Annotated in this window: 13 protein-coding genes; 5 read left to right on the top strand and 8 right to left on the bottom strand. The window is 75.1% G+C overall.

Annotation, left to right across the window (positions count from 1 at the left end):
* The 4 genes from FM076_RS08160 to FM076_RS08145 all read right to left on the bottom strand — a co-directional run.
* Nucleotides 1–1,328 (bottom strand): phytoene desaturase family protein (locus tag FM076_RS08160; RefSeq protein WP_173874592.1); only part of this gene is annotated, 1,328 nt, incomplete at its 3' end.
* A 266-nt stretch (nucleotides 1,329–1,594) separates the two neighbouring features.
* Nucleotides 1,595–2,227, bottom strand: a complete 633-nt coding sequence (locus tag FM076_RS08155; protein WP_173869260.1) for a TetR/AcrR family transcriptional regulator — start codon at nucleotides 2,225–2,227, stop codon at nucleotides 1,595–1,597.
* Nucleotides 2,228–2,274: 47 nt separating this feature from the next.
* Nucleotides 2,275–4,587, bottom strand: coding sequence for a YhgE/Pip domain-containing protein (locus FM076_RS08150; RefSeq protein WP_173869259.1), 2,313 nt, complete (start codon nucleotides 4,585–4,587; stop codon nucleotides 2,275–2,277).
* Nucleotides 4,559–5,422, bottom strand: coding sequence for an ATP-binding cassette domain-containing protein (locus tag FM076_RS08145; protein WP_173869258.1), 864 nt, complete (start codon nucleotides 5,420–5,422; stop codon nucleotides 4,559–4,561). The genes FM076_RS08150 and FM076_RS08145 overlap by 29 nt, the downstream gene beginning before the upstream one ends.
* A gap of 244 nt (nucleotides 5,423–5,666) precedes the next feature.
* On the opposite strand from FM076_RS08145, the gene FM076_RS08140 reads away from it, so the two are divergent.
* The 3 genes from FM076_RS08140 (at nucleotide 5,667) to FM076_RS08130 (ending at nucleotide 8,123) form a co-directional block, all read left to right on the top strand.
* Nucleotides 5,667–6,281 (top strand): SAV_6107 family HEPN domain-containing protein, encoded by a 615-nt coding sequence (locus FM076_RS08140; protein WP_173869257.1) that lies wholly within the window; start codon nucleotides 5,667–5,669, stop codon nucleotides 6,279–6,281.
* Between the two features lie 379 nt (nucleotides 6,282–6,660).
* Complete coding sequence (locus tag FM076_RS08135) at nucleotides 6,661–7,443, top strand: methyltransferase (protein ID WP_173869256.1); 783 nt, start codon at nucleotides 6,661–6,663, stop codon at nucleotides 7,441–7,443.
* A 275-nt stretch (nucleotides 7,444–7,718) separates the two neighbouring features.
* Nucleotides 7,719–8,123 (top strand): DUF3040 domain-containing protein, encoded by a 405-nt coding sequence (locus FM076_RS08130; RefSeq protein WP_173869255.1) that lies wholly within the window; start codon nucleotides 7,719–7,721, stop codon nucleotides 8,121–8,123.
* A 522-nt stretch (nucleotides 8,124–8,645) separates the two neighbouring features.
* Here FM076_RS08130 and FM076_RS08125 read toward each other — a convergent pair.
* From FM076_RS08125 to FM076_RS08110, 4 genes are all read right to left on the bottom strand, one after another.
* A complete protein-coding gene (locus FM076_RS08125; protein WP_173869254.1) occupies nucleotides 8,646–11,036 on the bottom strand; it encodes a transglutaminase TgpA family protein in 2,391 nt (796 codons plus the stop codon).
* Entirely contained in the window at nucleotides 11,036–12,685 is a 1,650-nt protein-coding gene (locus tag FM076_RS08120) for a DUF58 domain-containing protein (protein WP_243274369.1), read from the bottom strand. The genes FM076_RS08125 and FM076_RS08120 overlap by 1 nt, the downstream gene beginning before the upstream one ends.
* A complete protein-coding gene (locus FM076_RS08115) occupies nucleotides 12,685–13,779 on the bottom strand; it encodes an AAA family ATPase (protein ID WP_345944923.1) in 1,095 nt (364 codons plus the stop codon). The genes FM076_RS08120 and FM076_RS08115 overlap by 1 nt, the downstream gene beginning before the upstream one ends.
* 239 nt (nucleotides 13,780–14,018) lie before the next feature.
* On the bottom strand, nucleotides 14,019–14,582 hold the full coding sequence (locus FM076_RS08110; RefSeq protein ID WP_243274368.1) for a beta-class carbonic anhydrase: 564 nt from the start codon (nucleotides 14,580–14,582) through the stop codon (nucleotides 14,019–14,021).
* Nucleotides 14,583–15,043: 461 nt separating this feature from the next.
* On the opposite strand from FM076_RS08110, the gene rsmH reads away from it, so the two are divergent.
* Complete coding sequence (rsmH, locus tag FM076_RS08105) at nucleotides 15,044–15,970, top strand: 16S rRNA (cytosine(1402)-N(4))-methyltransferase RsmH (RefSeq protein ID WP_173874589.1); 927 nt, start codon at nucleotides 15,044–15,046, stop codon at nucleotides 15,968–15,970.
* A 5-nt stretch (nucleotides 15,971–15,975) separates the two neighbouring features.
* Nucleotides 15,976–16,371, top strand: coding sequence for a septum formation initiator family protein (locus FM076_RS08100; protein WP_173869253.1), 396 nt, complete (start codon nucleotides 15,976–15,978; stop codon nucleotides 16,369–16,371).
* Nucleotides 16,372–16,782 lie beyond the last annotated feature (411 nt).

Below are 16,782 nucleotides of genomic sequence, written 5' to 3'. Positions count from 1 at the left end.
GGGGCGCCGGTCTCGGCCTCGTTGTCGGCGGGGGTCCGCACCTCGTGCCACAGCAGCGCTCGCCCAGCCCAGCCCGGCCGCGTCGGCCGCCGCCAGACACCTCCTGCCGCCAGCCGGTCCCGGCCCCCGGCCCGCCCGGCGGAGGAGTCCATGGCGACGGCGGAACCAGGGGAGCCGGAGCCCGCGGAGCCGGTCGGGGAGGCGGTGGCCAGCGGGAGGCTGAGGACCGCCGTCTCGTGCGCGTCGTCCGGGCGCAGCGCGGGATCGTCCGGGCGCAGCACGGTCAGTGGCTGCCCCGGCGCCTCCGCGCGGTGCACCAGCGTGCGGTGCGGGGTGCCCTCCGGGCGTGCGCCGCGCAGGGCGAGCAGCACGGTGAGCCGGGCCATACCGGGGCCGGCGGCCCGGTGCCCCTCCGGCCACCCCGCGAGTGTCCCGGGCGCCGTACCCGCCACCACCACGTCGGCCTCGACGCCGGAACCGTCGGCCAGTTCCACCCCGGCCGCGCGCCCGTCCTTCTCCCGTACGCCGGTCACGGCGCTGCCGAAGCGGAAGGTGACCCGCCGCTGCTCGCAGCGCGCGTACAGGGCGTCGGCGAGCGCGCGCATGCCGCCCTTGACGTACCAGGTGCCGAACGCGTCCTCCAGATACGCGAGCCGGGCCGCACCGGCGGGGGCGGTCGCCGGGTCCAGCCCGTGCGACCAGGCGCAGCCGCACAGCATCGCGGCCAGCCGCGGGTCACGCAGTTCGTCGTCGGCCAGCTGGGCGAGCGTCGGCCCGGAAGCGCTTCCCTGCCGCGGCCTCCGGCGGAGGCGCCGCAGCCCCTTGGGTGGCGGTGCGGGATAGGCGCCGTCCCGCTCCAGAGCGCCCCGCGACGAGGGCTCGTCGCGCAGCGGCTCCTCCAGCAGCGGACGCCGGGTGGCCTCCCACGCCTCGCGGGCCCGGTTCAGCATCCCGGCCCAGTGCTCGCCCGCGCCCGCGCCGAGCGCCTCGTCCAGCGCGGCCCGCACCTTGCCGCGGGACGCGTTGGGCAGGGTGACGCGGCCGCCGTCCGGGAAGACGTGCCGCGCCGTGACGGGCACCCGCACCAGCTCGACCCGGTCCTCCAGCGGCTCGCGGCCGGTCTTGAGGAACAGGTCGCGGTAGACGGCGGGCAGGTGGAGCAGACCGGGGCCGGTGTCGAAGGCGAACCCGTCCCGTGCGTAGCGCTGTACGGCACCCCCGTGGGTGTCGCTCCGCTCGTGCACCACGACGTCGTGCCCCGCCACGGCGAGCCGTGCCGCGGCGGCCATGCCGCCCATTCCCGCGCCGATCACCACGATCCGTGCCATGACCAGCGACTCTAGCCCCCTCCCGTCCGGAGGGGCCGCCGGGCCGGTCGGTGCGGTACCGGCGGGCCGGGATGGTGAGGGGTACCCAGGGCTAGGTAGTCCTACTCAGACGGGCTCTTGAGTAGCAGCGCCGATGGGCGCCGGCGGGGTGCGCGGAAGAGTGGGGGCCACGGGAGGGCGGGGTGCCGGGACCGCTGACACGGGGCCGCGGAACGGGGCCGTCCGCCCTCCCGTGAGCGCGGACGGTCCCGTGAGCGCGGGACGGTTCAGCGGGAGCGTTCCCGCCCGCCGACGCGCCCCTGCAACAGCAGGGAGAGCGCTCCGTGGACGTCCTCCAGGGAGCGTTCGGGCTGGAACGCCTTCCAGTCCAGCGCGGCCACCAGCACCATGCCCACCAGGGCGGCGGCGGTGAGCTGGATGTCGATGTCCTGGCTGAGTTCGCCCTCGGCGACGCCCGCGCGCAGCACGCCCTCCACCACGGCGACGGCCTCGCGCCGCACCATCAGCAGCGTCTCGTTCCAGGCGCGGCCGGTGCGCCACAGCTCGGCGACGTAGAGCTGGGTGAAGGCCGGGTAGCGGTCGATGAACAGCAGCCCGGCGCGGACCATGGCATCCAGCGCGTCCACCCTGCTGCCGCCGCGCTGCTCGGTCTCGGCGGCGGCCTGCCGCAGGTCGGCGGTCAGCAGCGCCACCCCGTGCCGCAGCAGTTCCTCGAAGAGCTCGGTCTTGCTGGCGAAGTTGTAGTAGACCGTGCCCTTGGCGACCCCCGCCCGTTCGGCGATCTCCTCCACCGTGGTGGAGGAGAACCCCTGCTCGGCGATGAGGGTGACCGCCGCCTGGAAGAGCTTGTCCCGGGTGGCGTTGCGGCTGCGTGGTGTGGTGGTGCGGGCACTCGTCATGCGGCCATTCTCCTCCGGGGACCTCCTCCCGGCCGCGGCGCGCGCCCTCACAGCGAGATCTCCGGGCGGAGCCGGTCGAGTGTCCACACCTGCTTGCGGCGCGCGGTGACGGCCGTCAGCGCGACGGCGCCCGCCGTGAACGCCAGCAGCACCAGGCACGCCCGCCACACCGGCCACAGCTCCCCGCCGGTGATCAGGTGCCGCAGCCCCTCGACCACGTAGCTCATCGGCAGGAAGGGGTGGAGGGCGTTGAAGAACCCGGGACTGGTCTGGATCGGGTACGTGCCGCCCGCCGAGGTCAGCTGGAGCATCAGCATCGCCAGGACGAGGATGCGCCCCGCGGGCCCGAAGCGGGCGTTGAGGAACTGCACGAGAGCCGTGAAGCACGCCGCCACCAGCAGCAGGAACCCGATCGTGCCCAGCCCGCGGGCCATCTGGAGGCCGAGGCCCCAGTGCAGCACGCTCATCAGCGCGGCCACCTGCGCCACCCCGATCGCGGCCACCGGCAGCCAGCCGGCCAGCGCGATCCGCCAGGCCGGGGCGCCCGCCGCCAGCGCCCGCTTGTTGAGCGGCTGGAGCAGCATGTAGGCGATCATCGCGCCGACCCAGAGGGAGAGCGGGATGAAGTACGGCGCGAAGCCGGTCCCGTAGTTGGGCGCCGTGTGCGCCTTGTGCGAGGCGAGGCCGACCGGGTCGGCCATGACGCCGGTGCGCTTGTCGCGCTCGCCCTTGCCGTAGTCCGGTATCTGCTCGGCTCCCGCGTGCAGCCCGCCGGCCAGCTTCCCGGAGCCGTCGGCCAGTTTGAACAGTCCGCCGTCGAGCGAGGCGGCGCCGTCGGTCAGCTTGCCGAGGCCGGTGTCCAGTTCGGCCGCGCCACTCTTGGCGGTGCCGAGTCCGGAGTGCAGCTTCCCGGCGCCCTTGGAGACCGCGTGCGCGCCCTTGTTGAGCTTGTTGATCTGCCTGACGGCGGTGTCCACGTCCTGCTTGAGGTGCGGGGCGCGCTCGGCCAGCGCGGTGGCGGTCTTGTCCAGGTCGTCGAGGTGGCGGCCGAGTTCGTCGAGGTTCTTCTCGTTCTTGACGTACCCGTCGACCTTGGCGGCGACCTCGGCGGAGCGCTCGGCGGCGTCCACCGCCTTCTTCAACTGCGGGCAGGAGCCGGGCGCCGTGGCACCAGGACCGGCCGCGGACTTGGAGGACAGCCGCGGTACGGCATCCGCCTTCCCGTCCGCGCCCGGCCGCTGGGCCGGGCCGGACTGCTGCCCAGTGCCCGGCTGCTGCCCCGAGCCGCCGCTGCCGCCGTCCTGGCTGCCGCCGCCGTCCTGGCCGCCGCCCGGTGAGGCGGGCAGGCCGGGGCCGGGCACGCTCGGGGAGGGCCTGCCGGGCGAGGGCTTGCCCGGGGCGCCCTTGCCGCACCGGGCCTCGTACAGCTTCGAGAGCGCGTTGGCGGCCTCCCGCGAGTCGGTCCGGGCGCGCTGCGCCGCGCCCGGCAGCGCGCCGAGGTTCTTCTTGAGCGTCTTGCTCGTACGGGCGACCCCGCGCGCGGCCTTGCCGATGTCGCCGCTGTGCTCGGTCAGGAACGGCCGCACCTTTCCGGCCGCGCCGTTCACCTTGTCGGCCAGCTTCTGGGTGCCCTCGGCGACCTGGCCCGCGCCCGTCTTGAGACTGCCGGCCCCCTCGTGCAGCGTCGCCGTGCCGCTCTTGAGCCGGCCGCTGCCGCTCTCCGCGTCACCGAGGCCGTTCTTGAGCTTGCCCGCGCCCTCCTTGGCCTTGCCGATGCCGTGACCGAGATCGTCGGCACCCTTGGCGGCCTTCGCGGTCTTGCCGTGCAGCGTGGAGAAGGAGACGTAGATCTTGTCGTAGAAGCCGCGGGAGACCTTGCTGGAGGCGGTCGCGCGGACCTCGGAGAAGACGGTGCGGGAGATCTGCCCCACGATGTAGTTGTTGGCGTCGTTGGCGCGCACCTTGAGCGCACCGGTCTCGGGGGAGCCGCCGGAAGAGGACGAGACGCGCTTGCTGAAGTCGGCGGGCACCGTCAGCGACAGGTAGTACCGCCCGTCCTCGACGCCCTTGCGCGCCTCCTCGGCGCTGGTCTCGTGCCAGTCGAACGAGTCGCTGCGGTGCAGCCCCTTGACGATGTCGTCGCCCGCGTGGACCTTCTCCCCCTTGACGGTCGCGCCCTTGTCCTCGTTCACCAGCGCGACGGGCACTTTGTCCAGCCGGTCGTAGGGGTCCCAGAACGACCACAGGTACAGCGCGCCGTACAGCAGCGGCAGCAGCAGCATCGCGGCCATCGCCGCGCGCGGCAGCCGCCCCCTGCCGAACCGCTTCAGCTCAAGCGCGGCTAGCCTCGGCGAGCGCATCGGCCGCCCCCTCCTTCTCGATCCCGTCCGCCTTCTCGCGGGAGCCCTCCGCCCGGCTCCCGGCGCTCCCGCTCCGGGCGTCGCGGTCGCCGCCACCGTCCCCGTCCGGGTGGTCCGTCCCGTCGCCGGTGCCGTCGGCCACCCTGGTCCGCACGACCACCGCGCCCTCGTCCGGTGGCTCGCTGCACACGGCCAGCACCGTGACACCGGTCTCCGCCACCGCGCGCAGCAGCGCCCACGCCTGGTGGCGCTCCGCCCCGGACAGCTTCAGGTCCACGTCGTCCACGGCCAGCAGGCGCGGCTCGCCGAGCAGCGCGAGCGCCACCGAGAGCCGCAGCTCGGTCAGCCGGTCCAGGTCCCGCACCGGGGTCCGCCCGCCGCGAGGCAGCGCGTCCAGGTCGAGACCGGCGGTCTCCACGGCCCGCTCCAGCCGCGCCCGGCTGGCGGCGGCACGCTCGCGGCGGGGCCGCAGGACGGAGCGCAGCGGACCGTCGAACCGCCGCTGGAGCAGCACGCGTTCGCGCAGCTGCTCGGTGACGGTCAGCGCCGGGTCCAGGTCGTTGACGCCGGGGACGAGGCCGAGCGCGCTGATCCGGCGTACCGCCGCGAGCCGCTTGGGCAGCGGGTGGCCCCCCACCTTGGCGTGGCCGCGGCCCGCCCTCATCCGGCCGGTGAGAGCGAGCAGCAGGCAGGTGCGCCCGGAACCGGAGGGTCCGGTCACCGCGATCACGGAGCCGGGCTCCGCGGTGAAGCCGACCCCGTCGAAGACGGGCCCGCGTGGCCCGTCGAGCCCGAAGTCCTCGGCGAAGACGGCGGCTCCCCGTGGCTGTGTCACGGCCCCTCCCGCTTCCTGATCGCTCGTTCCCGCGTCGTGGACCGGTCGTCCGGCTCCGGGAAGCCTTCTTTGGGCTGACCGGTCAGTCCAAAGTATGCCGCAGTTGGCCGCCCGACGGCCAATCGCCCTGCCCTTCGTGGCATTCGCGCAGGTCAGGGCGGATTGTCAGTGGTGTGCGCCACGATGGAACGCAGACGACCGGTTCCGCGAACCGGCTTCAGCCGACGGGAGGTTGATGCACGTGATGCGGTCATCTCGGAATCCCCGGGGAGCGCGCCCCGCGCCCCCGCAGCCGACCACGCCACCCGCCCGCCACACCGGCCGCACCGGGTACCCCGGCCCGGCCGACGACATCCACCCGGTGCTCCGCAGGGCCACCGCTCCACCCGCCGCGCTCGACCTGCTCGCCCAGGCCCAGCACGGGCTGGACGAGGCCGCCGCCATGGAGACGGCCAACGAGCGCTACGCCACCGCCCACCTCGCCGCGCTGCGCACGGCCGCCGCCGTCCTCGCCGTCCGCGGCCGGCCGGAGCTGGACGCCATCCGCCCGGGAGGCGGCCCGCAGCGCCGGCCGCGTCGTCCCGCCATCCGCAGCGCCTGGGAGGTCCTGCCCGAGGTCGCCCCCGAACTGGCCGAGTGGAGCGCCCTCTTCGCCTCCGGCGCCCCGCGCCGGGCACGCGCGGAGGCGGGCATAGCCGGCGCCGCCGACTGGTCCCAGGCCGACGAGCTGCTGCACTACGCGGGGATGTTCCTCCGCCTGGTCGAGCGGATGCTCGTCTCCCAGCCGGCCCTGCCCCGGCCCCGCACGGCGCACCCGGACGACCCGCATGCCCACCCGCGGGACCGCCGCGCGGGGTGAGGGGGCCGCCCGGGCGGCGGGTCCTCGGGCGCGGCGTCCTCGGACGGGGTGCCCGGGATGGTGGTGCCTCGGGTCGTGACGCCCGGGGGTTGTGTGCCCGGCGCTGTGGTGCCTGGAGTTCGTGGTGCCCGTAGGTTGTGGTGCCTGGGGCCGTGATGCCCGGGGGTGTGGTGCCTGGGGCTGTGGTGCCTGGGGCTGTGGTGCCGCCTGGGGCTGTGGTGCCTGGGCCGTGGTTTGGGGACGCGGGGTCCGGGTGCGGTGTCCGGGGGGCGCGTTGCGGGGTGCGGAGGTGTGGAGTCCGCGCGGGCTGCCGGCCGGACCGACCGGGCCCGGAGGCAATAGGGTGGGTACCGCCCGTCACTGAGCCGAGGAGCACCGCATGTCCCGCCCGAGCGCATCCCTCCGTACAGCAGTGGTCTGGGACGTCCTGCGCGGAGCCTTGGACCAGCGCGCCAAGCTGTCGGACCGCGCCGAGCTGGAGGTCCTCGACACCGGAGGCGGCACCGGCAACCTCGCCGTGCCCGTCGCCCGCCTCGGCCACCGGGTCACCGTGGTCGACCCCAGCCCCAACGCCCTGTTCGCCCTGGAACGCCGCGCCGCCGAGGAGGGCGTGGCCGAGCGGGTGCGCGGCGTGCAGGGCGATGTGCGCGGACTCTTCGACGTCGCCGAGCGCGGCACCTACGACGTGGTGCTCTGCCACGGCGTCCTGGAGTACGTGGACGACCCCGCCGAGGGGCTGCGCAACGCGGTCGCCGCCCTGCGGCCCGAGGGCGGCACCCTCAGCGTGCTGGCCTCGGGGCTGGGCGGCGCCGTGCTCGCGCGGGCGCTGGCCGGGCACTTCACCGAGGCGCGACACGCCCTCACCTCCCCGGGCGGCCGCTGGGGCGAGAGCGACCCCATGCCCCGCCGCTTCACCCCCGAGCAGCTCACCGCGCTGGTCACCAGCACCGGGCTGGAGGTCATCTCCGTGCACGGCGTGCGGGTCTTCGCCGACCTGGTGCCGGGCGCCCTGGTGGACACCGAGCCGGACGCCCTGGAAGCCCTGGCCAAGCTGGAGGCCACCGCCGCCGAGCTGCCCGACTTCCAGTCCGTCGCCGGCCGGCTGCACGTGCTGGCCGAGGTGCCGCCCGGGGCGGCGGCGGCCCCGGGCACCGGCGGCTGAGGCCCAGTCCGGCCCCCGCGCTCCCGGCGGCGGGGAGGGCCCCGTTCTCACCTGCCCGATCAGCGGCTACGCGCCGTATGATCGAGGTGCACCGTCCGGCATGGCGGAAAGGCGGCACGGGAATGTACGGAACACGCCGTTGGCACCCCGGTCCGTTATGTCGGGTGTGGTGGGAGGAATTGGCGGAGAGGGGCGGGTTTCACGGGGGCGATTCCCTGCCTATCCTGAAAGAGTCGCATCCGGTCGCCCCCGCGACCGACGAGTAGGAGGACTCCGTGCCGCTCTCTGAGCACGAGCAGCGGATGCTCGAGCAGATGGAGCGAGCGCTGTACGCCGAAGATCCCAAGTTCGCGACAGCGCTCGAAGGAAGTGAGCTGCGCCGGTACACCCGCAAGCGGGTCTACCAAGCGGTGACGGGCTTTCTGGTGGGTATCGCGCTCCTCATGGCCGGGATGGTCGCTCAGCAGATCTGGATCAGCGTCGTCGGCTTCCTCGTGATGCTGGGGTGCGCCGTCCTCGCTGTGACCAGTTGGCGCAAGGCCCCCAAGCAGGGTGAGGGCCAGGGCAGGGGCCAGACCGCGCAGGGCTCGCCCGGCCGCCAGCAGCCACGGGTCCGCAAGTCGATGATGTCCCGCATCGAGGAGCGGTGGCAGCGCCGCCGCGACGAGGGGCACCACTGACCTTCCGCCGCCTGCGGCCCCCCTCCTCCTGAGCCTCTTTCGAGCCTCTTTGCTTCGTCGGCCGAGCCCCCGCCCCTCCCCGGGCGGGGGCTCGGTTCGTCTCGGGGAGACCGGGTCCGGAGGTCGTGACGGGGCCGGCCCGGTACGGCCGGGTCCCAGTTGTCGGCCCACCCCTCCGTCCCGCGCCTCCTCGCCTCGCCCCCCTCTTCCGCCATACCGACCAGCCGGTATGCGCGACGAGGGTCCGGTGCCGGACGAGGACCGGCACCCGCCCCCGAGGCCGAGCCCGCTCCCTAGGCCGCCCGCCCGAGGCCGCCGCCCGAGGCCGGCGTCCGAGCCCGAGGTCGGTGTCCGAGCCCCGAGCCGCCGCCCGGGACCCGAGCCGCCGCCCGGCGTCCGAGACCCGAGCCCGAGGCCGGCGCCCGATGCCCGACAGCCCTGCCGCTCCCGGGCCGGGCCCCCGGCCCGGGGCCTCACAGCCCGACCCCCGGGGCCCGGGACGGAACCCGGGCCCCGGCCCGCTCAGCGGGCGAAGCGCAGCTTCAGGGCCCGCGCCCAGCGGGTGCGCAGCCCGCGCAGGCGGTCGGTGACCGCCCACACGAGGCGGATCGTGGACGGCGGCAGCACCTGGGCGCGGATCCGCGTCGTGAGGGGAGCCGCGGCGCGCAGCCCGGCCCGGACGCGGCGGACGTCGTCCGGCAGGCCCGGGGCCGCACGCGGTACGGGAGCGTAGAGGACGTGCTCGACCGCCAGCGCCACCCGGTGCGCCGCCTCGGCCTCGGCGTCGGGCAGCTCGCCGACGCGTGCGAGCCGCGCGGCGGCGCTCCGCGGGGTCAGGGAGTCCTGCGGGACGACGCCGTGGTCCCAGCCGGTGTCGATCAGTTCGCGCCAGGCGTCGAGCACGCTCTCCGTCGCGGCCGACGGATCCTCCGCGTCCCGGGGCCGCAGCCGCCGGGCCCGTCTCCGCACCCGCAGCAGCATCGGCAGCGACAGCAGCCCCACGGCCGCCGCCACCCCGGCGGCGAGCGCCACCACGGTGCCCACCGGTGTCCCGTCCTCCGAACCGCCCGCGCCGGGCAGCGGGGCGGCGAGACCGCACTCGGTGTCGGCCCGCTTCTCCTGGGTGCCGCACCGCTCCGAGGGGGACGGCCCGGGGGAGGGCTCGTCCCTCTGGCCCCGGTCGGGCAGCTCCTCGCCCGGGTTGCGGTCGGCGTCCGGCGCGTCGGGCTGCGCGTAGGAGGGGGTCGTGCCGCGGGTCGGGGTGGGCTCGAAGCGGGTCCAGCCGACGCCCTCGAAGTACAGCTCGGGCCAGGCGTGCGCGTCCTGGAGGCCGACCTCCATCATGCCGTCGCCGCGTGCCGTGCCGGGGGTGAAGCCGACGGCCACCCGTGCCGGGATGCCCAGGGTGCGTGCCATGGAGGCCATGGCGAAGGAGAAGTGGATGCAGAAGCCCTCCTTCTCCTTGAGGAACTTGGCGATGGCGGCGGTCCCGCTTCCGGCGTTCACCTCGGTGTCGTAGGTGAAGCCGCCCTTGTCCGCGAACCAGTCCTGGAGCAGGACGGCGCGGTCGTAGTCGCTCTCCGCACCCCGGGTGACCCTGCGGGCCGTCTTCGGTACGACGTCGGGCAGCGAGTCGGGGACCTTGGTGTACTCGCGTGCGAGGTCGTCCGGCGGCTCGGGCGCGTTGCGCAGCTGGTCGGCGGTCGGCCGCACCTGGAGGCTCTCGACGTCGTAGCGCAGGCCGCGGGTGGTCTGCCCGTCGTAGCCGACCAGGGTGCGGCCCTCGGGCTCGAAGCGCCACTTGCCGTCGATCCGCACCCGGTTGGCCGGGTACGGCATCGGCAGCCAGTCCTGGGCGTACCAGTCCCCGGCCTTGATGGTGCTGCGGACCTTCTCCGTGCGCACGCCGGGCGCCAGACCCCGCGGGGTGGGCATCGGATCGGGGATCTCACCGATGCGCCGCTCGGAGGGTTTCCACTGGGAGCCGTCGAACTTGTCCAGCGCGACGATCCGCATGTAGAGGTCCTGCGTCTCCTCGCTGGTCGTCGAGTAGACCAGCGCGGTGCGGTTCTCGGGCTGGTTGAGACTGTCCTGCAGGGCGACGAGCGGGTTGACGGCGGAGACCGTGCCGCCGCCCTTCGGCGAGCCACCGCCCCCGTCGCGCGCCGCCTGAAGCAGTCCGCCGCCCAGCGACGGCAGCGCGGCCGGCACCACCAGGGACAGCCCCAGCGCCAGGGCGCCGATGCGCCGTCCCGTCCGCACCGGTGCCACGGCCGTCCCGCCGACCGCGCCCGGCTGGTGCGGGGCGGAGCCGGGGCGCGACCTGTCGGTGAAGACCCGGCCCCACTGCGAGAGCCGCTCCCGGCCCTCGGCCAGCAGGAGCAGCAGATAGCCGCCAGCGGCGCACAGGAACCACAGCCAGCGGGCGCCGCCCTGGGAGATCCCGGCGGCCACCGAGTACAGCGCCAGCAGCGGCAGCCCGGCGGGGGCCGCGCTGCGGCAGGTGACTGCCAGGATGTCCACCAGCAGGGCGATGACGAGGACGCCGCCGACGAGCAGCAGCCGGATGCCGTCGGTGAGGGGAGCGGGTATCGCGTACCGGCTCACGTCCTGGGTGCCCTGGGTGAGCAGGGCGCCGAACCGTGCGAAGAGCTCGGGCCCGGGCAGGGCGCTGCCGGGCGCGCGGGCGAAGAGGACGGTGAGCAGCAGCAGCGAGACGGCCGCCTGCGTCAGCACCGTCACCGGCCTGGCCAGCGGCACGCGGCGGGTGGCGGCGCCCACACCCGTCTGGACGGCGACCAGTATGGCGGCCTGGAGCAGCCAGGTCGCCGGGTCCACCAGCGGCAGCAGCGCGCAGGCCGCGGCCAGGGTCGCCACCGCGGCACAGATCGCGAGCCGTCCCCGTCCGCTCATCACTCCCGCCCCTTCACGTTCGCCTTGCCGGCCTCCTGCCACAGTGCGGACAGGGGGACACCGGGGCCGCCCACCAGCGCCGTCCACCCCGCCTCGCGCAGGGTTTGCGCCGACGCCTCCCACCCGGCGCCGGCACCCCGACGGACCGCCGCACCGGCACCGGCACCCGGCCCCGGAGCGGCACCCGGCCCCGGAGCGGCGCCCGTACCCGGAGCGGCACCGGCACCCGCACCCGAGGCGGCCCCCGTACCGCCACCGGCCCCCGTACCGCCACCCGCGACCGGGCCCGCCGGACCGGTGCCGGGCCCGGCGAGGAAGGCCACCGCACGGCTGGAACGCGCGCGCATCCGGCCCACCGTGAGGGCCTGCTCCTCGTCCAGCACCCCGAGGAACGCGACCAGCAGGCCCTCACCGCCCGCCGTTCCGCCGCGCAGCGCGTCGTAGGCGCCGGACAGGCCCGGCTCGTCGGAGTGCTCGACCACGGCGAGGACGTCGAGCAGCAGGCCCGCCGTCTCGGGGCCGTCGGAGAGGAAGCCGCCGCCCTCGGCGCCCGGGGCGAGGGCACCGGTGTCGGTCAGGAGCCGCACCGAGTAGCCGCGCTCCAGCAGGTGGGCGCAGACCGAGGCGGCGCCCGCGACCGCCCACTCGAACGGGGAGTCGGGCCCGGCGCCCGGGTACGCGCGGCGGCGGGTGTCCAGCAGCACCGTGCAGCGCGCCTGCTGGGGCTGTTCCTCGCGGCGCACCATCAGCTCGCCGTACCGCGCCGTCGATCGCCAGTGCACCCGCCGCAGGTCGTCGCCGTACCGGTAGCCGCGCGGGATCACGTCGTCGTCACCGGCCAGTGCCAGGGCGCGCTGCCGGCCCTCGCCGTAGCCGCCCGCCTCGCCCGCCTGCCGGGTGGCGGGCAGCGCCTCGACGGGCGGCACGACGGTGAGCGTGTCGAACGTGCTGAAGGAGCGGGTCAGTTCGCACATCCCGAACGGGTCCGTCAGCCGCAGCTGGAGCGGTCCCAGCGGGTACCGCCCGCGCATGTCCGAGCGCACCCGGTAGGAGACCTCGCGCCGCCCGCCCGGCTCCAACCGGTCCAGGACGAAGCGGGGGCGCGGACCGAGGACGTAGGGCACCCGGTCCTGGAGCATCAGCAGTCCGGTGGGCAGCCGGGAGACGTTGTCGATCCGCAGGTGGACGCGGGCCTCGGTGCGCGCCGGCACCCGAGAGGGGGACAGCCGGCGGTAGCCCGCGACCCGGTAGCGGGTGCGGTGCAGCACCAGGACGCAGACCAGGGGCAGCACCGCCAGCAGCACGCCGACCCGCAGCAGTTCCTCCTGCCCCAGCGCGTAGGCGCACACGGCCGCCGCGAGGCCCGCGGCCAGGAAGGAGCGGCCGCGGGTGGTGAGGCCGCCGAACGCCTTGCGCAGCGACCCACGGCTCTCGCTGCCGTGCTCGCCCTTGCCACCGCCCCGCTTCCCGCCCGGCCCGGCGCCGCCGTACGGCTCCGCCCCCGGCTGCGGCCCGGAACCGCCGTGGGCCCCGGCGCCGCCGTACGGCCCGGAACCTCCGTACGGCCCGGAACCTCCGTACGGTACGGCGTCCCCGTATGGCCCGGCGCCGGGTGCGGACGGAGCGGCGGGCGCCGGTCCGTGGGACATCAGTAGCCCCGGGGCTGTCCGGACTGCGGCCGCCCGGCGCCGCCCGGCCGGGGGTGCCCGGGCTGCTGCCCCTGCCTGTAGGCACCGCCTGGCGGCATCCCGGGAGCGCCGGGCGCCGCGGGGGTGTGCCCGACGGCCGGGACGGGCACCCGCTGCACGATCTCGGCCACCACCTGCTCGGCCGTGCGCCGGTTCAACTGGGCCTGCGCGGTGGGCAGCAGGCGGTGTGCCAGCACCGGACCGGCCAGCGACTGCACGTCGTCCGGCAGGGCGAACTCCCGTCCGGCCAGTGCGGCGGTCGCCTTGGAGGCGCGCAGCAGGTGGAGGGTGGCGCGCGGCGAGGCGCCCAGCCGCAGCTCCGGGTGGGCGCGGGTGGCGGCCACCAGCTCGACCGCGTACCGCCGCACCGCGTCGGAGACGTGCACCCCCCGCACCGTCTCGATCAGCTTGACGATGTCGTGCGCGTGCGCGACCGGCCGCAGGTCGGCCAGCGGCGAGGCGCTGCCGTGCACGTCGAGCATCTCCAGCTCCGCCGCCGGGCTCGGGTACCCGATGGAGATCCGCGCCATGAACCGGTCGCGCTGGGCCTCGGGCAGCGGGTAGGTGCCCTCCATCTCGACGGGGTTCTGGGTGGCGACGACCATGAAGGGGTCGGGCAGCTCGTAGGTCTGCCCGTCGATGGTGACCTGCCGCTCCTCCATGGACTCCAGCAGCGCCGACTGCGTCTTGGGGGAGGCCCGGTTGATCTCGTCCCCGATGACGATCTGGGCGAAGACGGCGCCGGGCTTGAACTCGAAGTCCTTGCGCTGCTGGTCGTAGACGCTGACGCCGGTGATGTCGGAGGGCAGCAGGTCGGGGGTGAACTGGATGCGGCGCACCGAGCAGTCGACGGATCTGGCCAGCGCCTTGGCGAGCATGGTCTTGCCGACGCCGGGCACGTCCTCGATCAGCAGATGGCCCTCGGCCAGGAGCACCGTGAGAGCGAGCCGGACCACGTCCGGTTTTCCCTCGATCACCGACTCGACACAGCGGCGCACCTCGCCCGCCGTGGCGCTCAGATCGCTCAGGTTCGCCCGCTCGTCATAGGTCGTCACCGGCCCTCCTCGGCCCCATCCCCGTTGTCCTGCCCGGCGGTCGCCGTCCCCGCGTCCGTCCCGGGTCCGCCCTCGCGTCCGCCCCACCGGGCCCTGTTTCGTGTGCTGTTGCTCATTCTTCATGGCGACAGGGCCTTCCGTCACTCTCCCCGAAGCCTTCCCCGAAGCCATCTCCGGAGCCTTCCCCCGAGCCGTCCTGGGGCCGGCCCCGGGACGGGACCGGTCCGGCGCCCCGGGGCTCAGGCCGGTGCGACCTCGCGCAGCAGGCCCGTCGTCACGTCGAAGACGAAGCCGCGCACGTCGTCCCGGTGGAGCAGGAACGGGGAGGTGCGGACGCGCTCGACGGACTGGCGCACGTCCTGGTCGAGATCCCTGAACGACTCGACAGCCCAGGACGGCCGCTGGCCCACCTCCAGTTCCAGCTCGTGCCGGAAATCCTCGGTCAGGTCCAGCAGCCCGCAGCCGGTGTGGTGGATGAGCACCACGGAGCGGGTGCCCAGCGCCCGCTGGCTGATGGTGAGGGAGCGGATGACGTCGTCGGTGACGACGCCGCCCGCGTTGCGGATGGTGTGGCAGTCGCCCAGCTCCAGGCCGAGCGCGGCGTGCAGGTCGAGCCGGGCGTCCATGCAGGCGACGATCGCCACCCGCCGCACCGGGCGCGCGTCCATGCCCGGGTCGGTGAACCCGCTCGCGTACCCCTGGTTCGCGGCGACCAGCTCGTCGGTCACGGACGGCTCGTCGGTCACGGAGGACCCGGCGGCGGTCGAGCGGCCCGACTCGGGCTGAGGTGCGGATATCGACATGGGTACGACGGTAGCCCGCCTCCTGGTGCCCGGCCCGCCCGGAGGGTGGCGAAAACGGACCGCCCCACCGGCTGCGAGGCACCTGTGGAGTACCTCACAGGAGCCTCACAGGGCTCGTCCCCGCCTCTCCGTCCGGTGGGCACCGGATCCACGGATCGAGTGTCAGCCTCTGTCAGGACGCGCCTGGTCCCGTAGTTGACCGAGGGGACGAGTGGACTAAAGTGACGCGAAGTGGGAGGCGACAGTACTCCCCCAAGGACTCCCGATTCCCCTCGCGTGCGCGGGCGCGCACGTGCGGCTCGGCCTCCTCCCGCTCCCGGCCTCCGGCGCTCCCCGGCGCGGGCGGGCCACTCCCCTTCGAGCGGGCGGGGACCAAGGAGCATGTGCACGGTGCCCGCCAGATCTGAGAGGGCACAGTGACCACCAACGAGCGGCCCGTCGGCGAACTGCACACCCCGGTCATGCTCCGGCGCACCCTGGACCTGCTCGCCCCCGCGCTCGCCGAGCCCGGCGCCACCGTCGTCGACTGCACCCTCGGGATGGGCGGGCACAGCGAGGCCCTGCTGTCCACGTTCCCCTCGGCGCGCCTCGTGGGCCTGGACCGCGACCCGGCGGCACTCGAACTCGCGGGCGAACGCCTGGCCCCGTACGCCGACCGGGCGACGCTCGTGCACGCCGTCTACGACGAGCTGCCCGAGGTGCTGGCCCGGCTGGACATCGCCCGCGTCCAGGGCGTCCTGTTCGACCTGGGGGTCTCCTCCCTCCAGCTGGACGAGGCCGACCGGGGCTTCGCCTACGCCCAGGACGCCCCGCTGGACATGCGCATGGACCAGACGAAGGGCCTCAGCGCCGCCGAGGTCCTCAACACCTACGCGCCCGGCGACCTGGTGCGCATCCTGCGGACGTACGGCGAGGAGAAGCAGGCCCGCCGCATCGTCGAGGCCGTCGTGCGCGAGCGCGAGAAGGAGCCGTTCACCCGCAGCGCCCGGCTGGTCGAGGTGATCCGCGAGGCCCTGCCGCAGGCCGCCAAACGCACCGGCGGCAACCCGGCCAAGCGGACCTTCCAGGCCCTGCGCATCGAGGTCAACGGGGAGCTGACGGTGCTGGAGCGGGCGCTGCCCGGCGCCGTGGAGGCGGTCGCGGTCGGCGGCAGGATGGTCGTCCTCTCCTACCACTCGCTGGAGGACCGGCTGGTCAAACGGCTCTTCTCCGCCGGTGCCAGCAGCTCGGCCCCGCCCGGACTGCCGGTGGTGCCCGAGCAGTACCAGCCCCGCCTCAAGCTGCTGACCCGCGGTGCCGAGCAGGCCACCGACGAGGAGATCGCCGAGAACCGCCGCGCCGCACCGGTCCGGCTGCGGGCCGTCCAGCGCATCAGGGAGGCGGGTTGACGCCGATGACCGCACAGCAGCGCATCGCACGCCTGGCCGGGTTGGTGCCCGCCGGAAGCGCGCGGGCGGCACGCGCCCCGTTCGTGCTGCTGATCGTCCTGCTGCTGGGCACGGGACTGCTGGCCCTGCTGCTGCTGAACGCCTCCCTCAACAAGGGCTCGTTCCAGCTGACGAGGCTGGAGAAGGAGACCGAGGAGCTGACGGACCAGCAGCAGTCCCTCCAGCAGGAGGTGGACGGCTACTCGGCCCCCGACCGGCTGGAGGAGCGCGCCCGCCGGATGGGACTGGTCCCCGGCGGCAACCCCGTCTTCCTCCGCCCGGACGGCACCGTGCGCGGCGTACCGGACAGCGCGCCGGGCCCCCGGTCGGCGGACGCGGACACCGGGCAGGTGACGCGGTGAGCGAGCGCCCCCGCGACCAGGACCGCGACACCGGCCGCGGCCAGGGCCGGGTACCCCGCCCCGGACGCCGGGACGAGACCGCCCCCGCCGGCACCGGGCCGGGCACCCCCAGGAGCGGCCCGGCGAGGAGTGCCACCCCGGGGAGCGGCACCCCCCGGAACGGAACCGCCCCCAAGAGCACCGGTCCCCGGAGCGGAGGCGCCTCCAAGAGCACCGCCGCCAGGAGCGGAGCCGCCCCCGGGAGCAGTGGTGCTCCCAGGAGTGGTGCGCCGAAGAACAGGGGCGCTCCCAGGAACGGAGGCGCCCCTGAAACCGGTGGCGCCCCCAAGACAACCGGCACCACGAGCAGCGGCGCCCCCGCGAGCAGCGCCTCACGGGGCGGTGCGCCCAGGGGCGGCGGGCGGTCCGTAC

Origin of the sequence: Streptomyces albus subsp. chlorinus, assembly GCF_013302895.1 — a bacterium.
Lineage (GTDB): Bacteria > Actinomycetota > Actinomycetes > Streptomycetales > Streptomycetaceae > Streptomyces > Streptomyces chlorinus.
Note: the sequence above shows the minus strand (reverse complement) of the source record. Positions and strands in the feature narration are given on the sequence as shown.